At 41.3% G+C, this 12102-nt stretch carries 10 protein-coding genes; 8 read left to right on the forward strand and 2 right to left on the reverse strand.

Annotated features, from left to right (window positions below):
- Positions 1–267 precede the first annotated feature (267 nt).
- A complete protein-coding gene (locus tag RMY00_RS25730; RefSeq protein ID WP_322650266.1) occupies positions 268–4674 on the reverse strand; it encodes a caspase family protein in 4407 nt (1468 codons plus the stop codon).
- 271 nt (positions 4675–4945) lie between these two features.
- Between RMY00_RS25730 and RMY00_RS25735 the strand changes: the two genes are divergently transcribed.
- The 3 genes from RMY00_RS25735 (at position 4946) to RMY00_RS25745 (ending at position 7182) form a co-directional block, all read left to right on the forward strand.
- Positions 4946–5416, forward strand: coding sequence for a hypothetical protein (locus tag RMY00_RS25735; protein ID WP_322650267.1), 471 nt, complete (start codon positions 4946–4948; stop codon positions 5414–5416).
- Positions 5417–5429: 13 nt separating this feature from the next.
- On the forward strand, positions 5430–6743 hold the full coding sequence (locus tag RMY00_RS25740) for a hypothetical protein (protein WP_322650268.1): 1314 nt from the start codon (positions 5430–5432) through the stop codon (positions 6741–6743).
- Positions 6744–6984: 241 nt separating this feature from the next.
- Positions 6985–7182 (forward strand): hypothetical protein, encoded by a 198-nt coding sequence (locus tag RMY00_RS25745; RefSeq protein WP_322650269.1) that lies wholly within the window; start codon positions 6985–6987, stop codon positions 7180–7182.
- A 478-nt stretch (positions 7183–7660) separates the two neighbouring features.
- On the opposite strand, the gene RMY00_RS25750 is transcribed toward RMY00_RS25745, so the two are convergent.
- The gene (locus RMY00_RS25750; RefSeq protein WP_322650270.1) at positions 7661–7873 is read right to left on the reverse strand and encodes a hypothetical protein; all 213 of its coding nucleotides are present in this window, start codon (positions 7871–7873) and stop codon (positions 7661–7663) included.
- A 76-nt stretch (positions 7874–7949) separates the two neighbouring features.
- Between RMY00_RS25750 and ndhL the strand changes: the two genes are divergently transcribed.
- The 5 genes from ndhL to RMY00_RS25775 all read left to right on the forward strand — a co-directional run bounded on the left by ndhL (position 7950) and on the right by RMY00_RS25775 (position 12058).
- On the forward strand, positions 7950–8162 hold the full coding sequence (ndhL, locus tag RMY00_RS25755) for an NAD(P)H-quinone oxidoreductase subunit L (protein ID WP_100900242.1): 213 nt from the start codon (positions 7950–7952) through the stop codon (positions 8160–8162).
- 24 nt (positions 8163–8186) lie between these two features.
- Positions 8187–8498: a DUF3007 family protein gene (locus RMY00_RS25760; protein WP_322650271.1), complete on the forward strand. Its 312-nt coding sequence runs from the start codon at positions 8187–8189 to the stop codon at positions 8496–8498.
- Between the two features lie 111 nt (positions 8499–8609).
- Positions 8610–9437 (forward strand): tryptophan synthase subunit alpha, encoded by an 828-nt coding sequence (gene trpA, locus RMY00_RS25765; protein WP_322650272.1) that lies wholly within the window; start codon positions 8610–8612, stop codon positions 9435–9437.
- Between the two features lie 236 nt (positions 9438–9673).
- Positions 9674–10336 carry a heterocyst differentiation related protein gene (locus RMY00_RS25770; protein WP_322650273.1) on the forward strand — a complete coding sequence of 221 codons (663 nt, stop codon included), beginning with the start codon at positions 9674–9676 and terminating at the stop codon, positions 10334–10336.
- Positions 10337–10477: 141 nt separating this feature from the next.
- Positions 10478–12058 (forward strand): tetratricopeptide repeat protein, encoded by a 1581-nt coding sequence (locus RMY00_RS25775; protein WP_322650274.1) that lies wholly within the window; start codon positions 10478–10480, stop codon positions 12056–12058.
- Positions 12059–12102: the final 44 nt, after the last annotated feature.

Consider the following 12102-nt stretch of genomic DNA (forward strand, 5'->3'; position numbering starts at 1 on the left):
CGTTTCACTTTAAGGTTGATACATTTAGACAAGCAGGGGAGCAGAGGAGCAGGGGAGCAGAGGGGAAAGAATTTGTATCAGGATTTTAGTGAAATGGTATGAAGCGATGCTTGGGTTGGGCTGCGCCTACGCGTATTTTAATCAGTGCATTGTTTGAGTTTTAGAAGCGATCGCACTTTCGGGGCGATCGCAGTACCAGTAATTGATTTCCCTAAGCAAAACATTCCCTAAACAAAACTTTCCCTGAGCAGAGTCGAAGGGAACATTCTAATTGCTCTTTGTACCAATGCCATCGCAGAGAGTGCGATCGCTCTCGCTCACATTGAGATTTGATTGCAAATAACTGCGTAGCCAATCGCAACTGTAGTTCATTAGCTTGTCGAGAGTACCAGAAATTATTAAATCCCTAAGGTGATCTGGGTACAAATTCCAGAGTTTGACGGTAGCGTCAGCACTAGCAGAAGCGATGGTCTTGCCATCAGGGCTGAATGCTATACCATAGACTTCATTGCTATGCCCGTTGAGGGTAATGATTTCCTTACCTGTAGCGACATTCCAAAGTTTGACAGTTTTGTCAGCACTAGCAGAAGCGATGGTCTTGCCATCAGGGCTGAATGCTAGCTTCCAGACCACTAAGCTATGCCCGTTGAGGGTAATGATTTCCTCACCTGTAAACGCATTCCAGAGTTTGACAGTTTTGTCACCACTAGCAGAAGCGATAATCTTGCCATCGGGACTGAATGCAACTCCCCAGACCACTAATCTATGCCCCTTGAGGGTAGTGATTTCATTACCTGTAGACGCATTCCAGAGTTTCACGGTTGTGTCACCACTAGCAGAAGCGATAATCTTGCCATCGGGACTAAATTTTACGTCCCAGGCTGCACTGCTATGCCCGCTGAGGGTGATGATTTCCTTGCCTGTATCTGTATTCCAGAGTTTTAAGGTAGCGTCAGCACTAGCAGAAGCGATGGTATTACCATCAGGGCTGAATGCTACGCCCCAGATACCAGAGCGATGCCCGTTGAGGGTAGTGATTTCCTTACCTGTATCTGCATTCCAAAGTTTCACAATATTTTCAGCACCAGCAGAAGCGATGGTCTTGCCATCGGGGCTGAATACTACACTCCAGACTTCAGCGCTATGCCCGATGAGGGTGATGATTTCCTTGCCTGTATCTGTATTCCAGAGTTTTACAGTATTGTCACTACTAGCAGAAGCGATGGTCTTGCCATCAGGGCTGAATGCTACGCCCCAGACCCAATTCCTATGCCCGTTAAGAATGCTGTTCTCCTTGTCTATAGCTGCATTCCAGAGTTTTACCGTAGTGTCACTACTAGCAGAAGTGATCGTCTTGCCATCCGGGCTAAATGCTACGCTATTGACTTGATTACTATGTCCGTTGAAGGTAGTAATTTCCTTGCCTGTAGCCGCATTCCAGAGTTTTACGGTTGTGTCAGTACTACCAGAAGCGATGGTCTTGCCATCCGGGCTGAATACTACACTCCAGACTTCACCGCTATGCCCGCTGAGGGTGATGATTTCCTTGCCTGTACTCGCATCCCACAGTTTCACGGTAGCGTCAGCACTAGCAGAAGCGATGGTCTTGCCATCCGGGCTGAATGCTACGCCCCGGACAAAATCGCTATGCCCATTGAGGGTAGTGATTTCCGTACCTGTATCTGTATTCCAGAGTTTTACCGTAGTGTCACTACTAGCAGAAGCGATCGTCTTGCCATCGGGGCTAAATGCTACACCCCGGATCGTGGAGCTATGCCCATTGAGGGTAGTGATTTCCGTACCTGTAGCTGCATTCCAGAGTTTTACTGTAGTGTCACTACTAGCAGAAGCGATCGTCTTGCCATCGGGGCTGAATGCTACGCTATTAACTTGATTACTATGCCCGTTGAAGGTAATAATTTCCTTGCCTGTAGCCACATCCCAGAGTTTCACGGTATTTTCAGCACCAGCAGAAGCAATGGTTTTGCTATCAGGGCTAAATGCTACGCCCTGGATCTTGGAGCTATGCCCCTTGAGGGTGATAATTTCCTTACCTGTAGCCGCATCCCAGAGTTTCACGGTTTTGTCCCAACTACCAGAAGCAATCATCTTGCCATCAGGACTGAATGCTACGCTATAAACTAATGTGTCATGCCCCTCTAAGTGATTCCGCTCTTGGATATTGTAAATTGCTCGCTTTAGTGCTGAAATCGCTTGATGGTTGGCCTCTTGTTCTAAATTGGCATCATTTCTCAGTGATTTACCTGAAAGTTGTCTGCCTGATTTTATAGCTGCAACTAAAGCCTCAAGTTGCCTATTAGATATTAAAGAAGCTTCAGAACTTTGGGCTAGAGCAATGACACTTTGTTGTATTGCTTCCTTTGCTTTGTTTAGAGCGTAATACCATAAGATGAAGAATATTTGATTTTGCTGTCGTGCTGCTTCAAGCTCTTCCTGTTGGCGTTCTTTCTCTTCTCGAACCAAGCGATCGCGCAATTCTCGACTCTCCTGAATGTACTCCTGCGCTATTCCATTCAACATTTGCCAATCGCCAAATCTAGTTAAATATGCTTCTACTACTGCTAATCTCTCATCTTTTCTAAGGAACCCTGGCTTTTTATCATTCCTCTCCCATTCTTGAGCTTCCGCTTCAATCTGCCGCTCAATAACTATTCCCAACTTATATTCCTCTTTCCATTCCCGCAACATTTGCCAATGGCGAATTAAGGCTTCATGGACAACATCTAAAATTACATCCTGGGAATCCGGCTCATCTGTCTTGGTAATTAATCGTGCATCTTTATCCGCTAACTTCTCACTCACCTGTTGCAACAGTTCCAAAGAATGATGGGAATTAACCAACTCGCCCAAACGCACGCGCCGCCTGACATCTGTGGTTTCTCCAATTTGCATCAATTCTAGAAAAAGCCGCCGCGCTACAGTTTTTTCTGTTGCTGAAAGACTTTCGTAAACTGCATCAGCGCGTTTTTGTAGCGTTCCTTCCACCCCGCCTAAATCCTGATAAGTTTTCAGGCTGAGAACCTCATCGCCTTGATTTCTCGATTCACGCCACAATTCTGTTAGGGTATATTGCAGCAAAGGCAAACTTCCGGGGTAATCTTCAACATCATTAATTAGTTGCTGTTCTAACCTTCCCTCTATGCCTAACCCCACCCAATCAGCCGGTTTAGTAATCGCTTCTTCAATTTCCTCACGGGTTAAGTGTTCGACGTTGATGTAAGGTTTATTAATTCTGCCCGCAAATTTGGGATATTCTCGCCATCTCGCCCGAAAATCCGATCGCATCCCAATGAAAATATAGAGGTTATCTGTACAATCAATTAATTCCCGCAAACAGTCAAAGAATTCTTGGCGCTGGCTGTCACCGCACATAGTAAAGCATTCTTCAAACTGGTCGATAATCAAGATAACTGGTGTGTTTAATGCTTTTAACTCCTCGCCAATGACATGGGTAAAATTACCCCTCCCCAACCCTCCTCTTGTAAAAGGGAGGGAGCTAGATTGTCCAGTTTCCTCCAAGGGAAGGAAATTAGATTTTCCAGTCTCTCCCCTTTCCAAGGGGGGATTAAGGGGGGTAATTTGACTTGTATCTACACCGCAGCTTGGAAAAGAAAGTGCAAAAGCTTCCTGTAAACTGTTAACAGGAGATTCTTTAGGCGTAAACGGTGTAATATAAGTCCAGCGATCGCTCCCTGGAATTTCTTGTCCTAGCTTCATCTGGTAGAGTAACCCCGCCCGTAACATAGATGATTTTCCACTACCGGAAGCACCTAATACAGCAATTAGGCGATGCTTATCTCTTACTTGTTGAATCAACTGCCCAGTTAGCGCACTCCGCCCATAAAAAACCTCAGCATCTTCCTTTGTCTCGGTAAAATACGACAGAGAACGATAAGGACACTTATCCTGAAAGCTTTTTTGCGAAAACTTAGTTGTCAGCAGAATTGCTCGTGGGGAATTCTCAATTAACGGACGCTGGACTGTATTCGGCATTTGGCTGATAATGAAATCTGCCAACTTGTGGCTATTGATGATCCCATCTGCGTCATTTTCCGGGTTCAATCCTGCAAGTAACGCTTCTGTCAACAACCCCTGCGTGTGGGGAATTTCTACTCCAGTTTCGTAAGAACGGGTTGCAGTAATAAAACAGTAGTCTTTATCTGTGGGAATAAACTTCAACAATTCACCGCTATAGCAGCAATCTAGCCAAACAACCACTCGTTTAGCCTGACTTCTTTGCAACTGCTCACCCAACCAACTTAAGGGTATACCATAAATTTCTGCTTCAGGTAAAACATCACTGGTAGCTAGAAATACTTCTTCTTTGCCCGCTACAGTTTTGCACCACCCATGTCCTGAAAAGAAGAATAATGCTGTCTCTGGGATGGGGTTAGGAGGAGGAGGATTGAAAAGATTAGCGATCGCTTCTCTTAATTCTTGCACCTTTACCGCCCCTTGGCGGTCAATTGTACTCTCTCCCTTCTGGTTTAAAGTTCTAGGTAAACACTGAGCGCGAAAAGGTCTATAACCGTATACTTCTAACTGTTGGGCAATTTTCTCTGCATCCTCTGCTGCTGCTGTTAGCGGCTTTAGAGTAGTGTACTCTGGGTAATAATTAATTCCAATAACAATAGCCGCCCATTCCGATGCCATTTTTATTACCTGACTGACTCTAATAACTTTTTGCTTAAACTGTTGGCAAAATCTGTCTACAGCATTCGTTTATGTTGTATGAAAAATTACTATAATCCAGTGCAATAAACTAAATTAATTTACACAATTAAAGGTATAATAAATCACATTATTGTTTTGTGAATTATTCTTTTTAGACAGATAAAATAAAAACTGAACATCAAATATATGCTGTAATTATCTCATTGAAATCATGTTTATACTAGTCGTAGTGAGTTTGGTATAAAAACGGATGAATACAAAGGCTGATAATACTATCATCGCTTTTCTCTTGGCGTTTCAAGACTTAAAAACCGCCCTTGGAGAACAAGAAAAACAGAATTTAAAAGAAGTTGCCAAGCAATTAGATACCCAACCCAAAGCTTGGGAAGACTATATTAAAGGACGTTTATTAGAAATAATTATCCCTAATCCTGACTTAAATAAGTCTTATCAATTTTATAAATCTCAATTAGATAATCTAGAAGAAATTCCTAATGATTTACTTCCTAGTGAAGCAGAAGTTAATAGACTAAATACTCTTGAAAAGTCTCCAATAACTAGAGGCTTTAAACCAAAAAATGAAGCTACAGGCTACGAAAGCCAACTTAATAATGTTGTAGTCATTGTTGGTAGTTCTTCTCAACCAGAAGAAACAGTTAAACAAGCGACATTTTTAGAAAAATGGAAACAATTTTTATCTCAATCCAATCAATCAAATTAGTTTTATCCTTGTGATGAGCGATTTAATATATCCTACACTCGACTTGTTTTTATATGCGTTAAAAACTTCTTTAAACACAACCGATGCAGAAACGCAAAAGAAGCAAGCAGCTTTTTTAGAACAATTACCCTCTGATACTAAATTCTACGATCCTGATATTGAAACTGAGTATTTAGAGATTACCCACCCTACTCAAATTAACTTTATTTCCTCCGATAATATTTTAGAAGGATACTATTATCCTGTTAGATTAAATGACACTTATGGCTTACAAATTGATTGTTCTATTAATAATCAAACCGAAACTCAACCAGCTAAGTCTTTTACAATCTTAAAAACTGAAATAGAACAAAAACTCAATCAAGAACTAGCAATAATTGGAAGAACCTGGTTGCTTTCTGGTTGGCTCCCAGAAAACTCGTCTCAAAATCCTGAAGATATTGCCAAAGATTGCTATTCTGCTTTACTTCAAGATAATTATTGGGAGCCAGAAAAAGGTAGTTTTTTAGGTGGAAAAGTTTTTGAAATATGGCGATCACAAAATATAAATCAGAGCCAAGAAAAAGTAACTACTCATTTAGATAATCACAAACATCATGTGATTATTGCTATTTATCCGCATCGAAAGAGCGCAGAAAAAGCTGCGGAATTTTATAAAGATTGGATGGGGTTATTTTGTTATCGAAGTAAAATTTCGTGGGCTTATTGGCAAAGTCGTTTAGTCAAAGAATCTCTGCTCAATCATTATAAACAGATTGAAGAAAATAGAAAAATTACCAATCAAAGTAATTCTCGGCAAGAAAAACAGAATATTACAACTTCTCGCAAGATTTTAAATAATATTGATAAGATTATCCAGCAATATACAATTGACTTACTTAACCTTTCTTTCCAAAAACAAATTATTGAAATTAATTTGTCTAATTATCAACTTCGCTTGGCGTTAATTAAAGAAAAAGCAGGTCAAAATAATCAGTTAGATTTCTTAGAAAAATTTAGCGAGCTAGCCGATAAAAAATATTTACCACAAATTACCAAAGATATCGAAAATATGCAGCTTGGCTTGCAACTTTTAGAAAATACAATTAACACTACTCGCAGTCGCATAGAAGTCGAAAAATCGGAACGAGAGCGTAACTTCCAAGAGCTTGTAGCTGTTGCTGGTGCTGGTATAGCAACAGTATCTCTGGTAAGAGAGACGGCAAAAAGTTGTGAAGATATTTTTAAGCAAGTTAACTTCTTTTGCAAGTATCCTTTAAGTGGCAGTCTAATACTTGGAATCATTGTTGGTTTTATGGTTTGGTGGCTGAGAAAACGAGTGCGATAAGCGTTGGCGTTTGCGAAGCGTCTCCGACAGGAGAAGCCTCTCGTAGAGAAGAGAAGTTCAAGCCTTCTCCTTGGAGATGCTAGCGCAAACAAGATACGACCCGTTTAATATTGGTATCCCTTACGCCTTAACGAAGAACCAAAACTTATTCAAGTTACTTTTGCCAATACCGATTTTCAAGCGGATAAAGATGAAGCGATCATCCCAGAAACACTTGTAGTGTATGAGGAGTTTTAACTATATGAAAGAATCTCGCCTCAAGCGAATCGATCAGTGTTGCGAGGAGGTAAAACAAGCTGTTAGGCAATTTTACACTGAAGGTATTTATCCTAGTGAAGCACCTATTTCAAAGCTATTAGCTAAACCAAGGTGTTTTCACGATAAAAAAGTTCGCACTGCTTTAAGGGCAGCGCAAAGAGAAATTTGTTTGGAAGCATAAGCTTGCCGTTGCAGCAAAGTTATGGGTAAAGTCACAACCTTGTATAGAAGTCTTTTTGCCTGTCAAATGGGGGTGGAGGGACTTGAACCCACACGACCTTTTACGGTCAACGGATTTTCATTCTTTCGCAGTTTTCACTGCTACCTGATGGCTTTAGCAAAATCAGGTTTTAAGAATTGGACTCTCCCTTTACCCTCGGCTTAACGTTAGGGTAGCTCCCGTCGGGTCTCTGCACCTTCCCTCAATTTTGGATTTTAGATTTTGAATTTTGGATTGAAGACTAATCGCAAATCTAAAATCGTAAATCTAAAATTTCTGGGCTTGGCTCAGGATTGCCATGTCTGTCACCAGATTTAGGTTTCCCTGAGTTTGAGAGCTTCCACTTGAGGGATTTCTCCTTCAAGGCTCAGTTATCTAAGTCCGTAGCGTCTACCATTCCGCCACACCCCCGCAGCTGTTTTGCAACTAGTATAACTAGTTATTCTTTAGAGGCAGCAAATACCTCCTCATCTATTCCACCATCAATTGTGTCTTTTGTCCAACTAGATTGAAAATATTTTTTCCCGATTGAGCGATCGCTTTCTAGAGTTGCAAGTTTTCCTTGTTTCCTCATAATCAATCTGGATAAGTTTTCTATCTTGTCTGACCAGAGCATTTCTTTGGTGGCAGATTTAGTATCGTAGCATAACACTACCTTTTGTCAATAGTTTCCTCAGTTTCGCTCTTCAGCCTATGATGGAAAATAGAAGCTTAAGACTTGAAAGTTTATGATTGTCGCCCTGCTGTATCTGATTTTGGCTGGAGCTTACCTTCTGGTAATCCCAATTGCTATTTTGCTGTACCTGAAGCAGCGTTGGTATGTAGCTACCTCAATCGAGCGTACCTTTATGTACTTTTTGGTGTTCTTCTTCTTTCCGGGTTTGTTGGTTCTATCGCCGTTTCTAAATTTTCGACCCCAACGGCGACAAATTGAAGTTTAACTAAATTGGTAGGTCATAACTCTCATGCGACGGATTGACGCTATTGGAATTGGCTTGGGCGTTTTTATTGCTGGCGGCTTGGCTTATATAGGATTGCAGCTAGTCGGTTTGGATAATCAGCAAGCTGGTATATGGAGCCAAGTTTTACTAGTCAGTGGGTTAGTTGGCTGGTTAGCCACCTATTTTTTCCGTGCGGTGGGACAAAAAATGACCTACCACCAACAACGGGAACAGTATGAGCAAGACTTTCTGCAAAAACGGTTAGATGAGCTTACTCCCGAAGAACTAGCACGAATTCAAGCCCAAATAGAACAAGAAGAGCAATCTCAGGTGTAAAGTTATCATTGGTCAGTTGTCTCATTTGTCATTAGTCATTTGTCCTTCACTAATGACCAGTGACTAATGACCAATGACCGATGACCACTGGCTATTAACACTTGACAAAAAATGACTGCAATTTCTGATTGCTTTGAAACCCTTAAGAAAAATGGTGAGTGCGCTCTAATTCCGTTTATTACTGCTGGCGATCCAGATTTAGAAACAACAGCAAAAGCGTTGCAGGTTCTAGATCGTAGTGGAGCCGACATTATAGAACTGGGTATACCCTATTCCGATCCTCTAGCGGATGGGCCAGTAATTCAAGCTGCTGCTACTCGCGCCTTACAAAGGGGTACGAAATTAGAGCAGGTGCTAGAAATGCTGCAAGGGATTACTCCCAAATTGCGATCGCCTATTGTCCTATTTACCTACTACAACCCAATTCTGCACCAAGGAATTGAAAAATTCCTCTCTTCAGTTGCTGCGGCTGGGGTTGCAGGATTAGTAGTACCAGATTTGCCCTTGGAAGAAGCAGCAGGTTTGCTCCAACCAGCTAGTAAGATGGGAATTGATGTAATCTTGTTGGTAGCGCCCACCAGTGATGCCCAACGCATAGAAGCGATCGCTCATTCTTCCCAAGGATTTATTTATTTAGTCAGCGTCACAGGAGTAACAGGGGTGCGATCGCAATTAGAAAATCGCGTGTCTGATTTACTCAAACAAATTCGTAGTGTCACTGATAAACCCATCGGTGTAGGCTTTGGCATCTCCGAAGCTGCCCAAGCCCGTCAGGTAAAGGAATGGGGCGCAGATGCGGCGATCGTCGGTAGTGCTTTTGTAAAACGGTTAGCAGAAGGTACTCCAGAGCAGGGACTTTCGGCGATCGCCCAATTTTGCCAAAGTCTCAAGGCTGCCATCAAGACCACCAGCACCAGTACAAATACTCCTCTTGATTAGACCAATAAAGTAGATTAAAAAAGTATAACAGCGCGGTTTTTCTATGCTTGTTTGGTAGACAATTTGACCGTTATGGTTTTGAATATTAACATCAGATATCATGATGTAAAAAAACTAGCTGATCCAGTCGCTTATAGTTTGAGTATTATGTGAAATCAAGTAGGCATAATTTATGAGTGTGAGAGTGAGTCAGTCACAAATAGTTATAATTAGGTCGCAATTGAGGAGCAAAGGCGATGAGTGAGAGTATGGCGTTTATCGGTGGGGTTGCTGTAGCTGGGCTGGCAGCTCTCGTATTGCTCAAAGGAACGAATACCCCCCTACAGCCTAACTTTGCTGTTGCTCCGCAAATGCCAGGAACTGTAGTAGCGCCGGGAATGCAGCCACAAATGTATCCTTATGGGCCTTATGGGCAACCAATGTATCCCGGTCAGGTTCAGCCACCGACTGCTCCCAATACAGACCAGCGTCTAGAGATGGAAAAGCTGAATACGCAGATGCAGTTGGAGCGTTTAAAAAACGACAATGAACAACTGAAGGCGCAAAATCAACAGCTCCAAGGTCAAGTTCAAAATTTCAATACTCAGCAGCAGTGGCAACAAGCCCAGCAGTATAACCAACAAAAAGTAACAACACTCCAGCCTCAAGGTTCTTGGTGGTCTTCACCCGTGCTTTGGGCTGTGGGAGGCGCAACTCTCACTATTGGTGGTGGTGTTGTCGTCGCTGGGGTATTAGCTTTATTCTCACCACGGCAGCGTCCAGCCCGTACTGTACAAGTGATTCACCCTTACCAAGGAAATACACCACCCTTGGTTCCAGTGCGTCGTGCTGAGTTTTTGCCTGCTTCGCGGATGGAAACAAGACGAGTTGAAGCCCCAGAGTACGACGAAATGCAGTAACAACAAAAAATATCGGACAAAGCATCTAGGTAAGAGATATACAGGGTAACACTGTTAAAATACTGCCTAGATGCTTTTTTTTGTACAGTACATGAGTGATTAATCAAGCTCAAAAAGCGCATGAAACTCAAAAAACTGGCGATGTCTTTGACGATCTGCGCTAACGCAGTATTAATTATTACAGTCTGTGCAGCTTGTCAACCTGTAGATAAAGTTGCCATTTACGAGAAAAATAATGGTAAGCAACCAGTCCAGGCAGAACTTTTAGCTAAAATTGCTGTCGGATATGCAAAATTAGGACAACAGGATAAAGCCTCGAAGTTATTAGCCCCAGCTATTCAGACTATCAAAATAAATGAGTCTATCAAAACAAGTGAGTCTTTTTACATTAGACTCAAATTATTAGAGCAGTTGGGAATTAGTTATGTAGAAATGGGACAATACGACAAAGCACTTCAAGTAGCAAAATCTCTTCAAGTATACGAGCCAATATACAGTGATATTCGGTTGAAACATATTACTACTCGCCTAACACAAGTAGGGCAATACGAAAAAGCTTTTCAAATTGCTAAATTAATATCAATAGATGGTCATAGATATATCTTTGAAGACGTTAACTTTTTATCTCAATCTAGTAGCATTGCTTCTCAATCTACAGCAATGTCTGAAGTTGCACTTAAGTATGCACAAGCAGGACAAAAGGCTCAAGCAGAACAGATATTAGTACAAGCAATTCAAAAAGCTAAAGCCAGTGATGAAATGGCTGAAATCGCACTCAAATATGTACAAATTGGGCAAAAGTCTCAAGCAGAACAGGTATTAGTACAAGCACTTCAAAAAGCTAATACCACTGATGAGATGGCTGAAATTGCACTCAAATATGCACAAGTTGGACAAAAAGCAAAGGTATTGCAAGTGCTAGCGCAAGCCTCACAAAATGCACAATATCCAAACGATATTGATAAAGTGGCTTTCAAGTATGCACAAGTTGGACAACAGGCTAAGGGAGAGCAGTTGTTAGCCCAAGCCCTTCAAAGTGTTAAAAAGGAAAAAGATGGTAAAATCAAGAATTTGGATTTGGGCTATATTGCTATTGGTTATGCAAAACTGGGGCAATGCAACCAAGCTATTGAGCTTGCCAAATCTATAAAGGACTACCCTGATTATAGAGAATTTAAAGACGGTTATATCACTCATGATGGTTTAATTATTGGCCTTAATTTACCAGATGTTTTTGTTGAAATTGCTGAGAAGTGTGCAGCAGCAGGGCGATATGAGCAAGCTTTTCAAGCGATCCAGAAAATAAAGTTCTCTGATAATAAAAGCGAAGCCTTAGGTGTAGTTGCTGTTGAATATGCAAAAAAGAGTCAATACAAGCAAGCTTTTCAAGTACTTAAAGAGAATCTTGAGTCTGACTATAACAAAGCCTTGCTTTCGTCAGAGTCTGACTTTATCAAAGCAAGGTTTTTGTTAAAGTCTCAATATATCAAAGCCTTAGCTTTGCCTAAAATTGTTGAGCAAGCTACTCAATCAGAACCACCTGCTAAAGCAGAGCAGGTATTATCTCAAGCACTTGAAGTTGCTAAAACTATTAAAAGCCATGATGATAAAGTTAAGGTGATAACTGCGATCGCTATTGGGTACACACAATTAAAAGAAAAAGATAAAAGTGAGCAATTATTAGCACAAGCCCTTAAAATCGCAGAAAAGATACATCAATAAAAAACAAATTAGTTCAACATCGATAGGTAAAGGTAATAAGATTA

This window comes from Nostoc sp. ChiVER01, from assembly GCF_034531155.1.
Taxonomy (GTDB): Bacteria; Cyanobacteriota; Cyanobacteriia; order Cyanobacteriales; family Nostocaceae; genus Nostoc.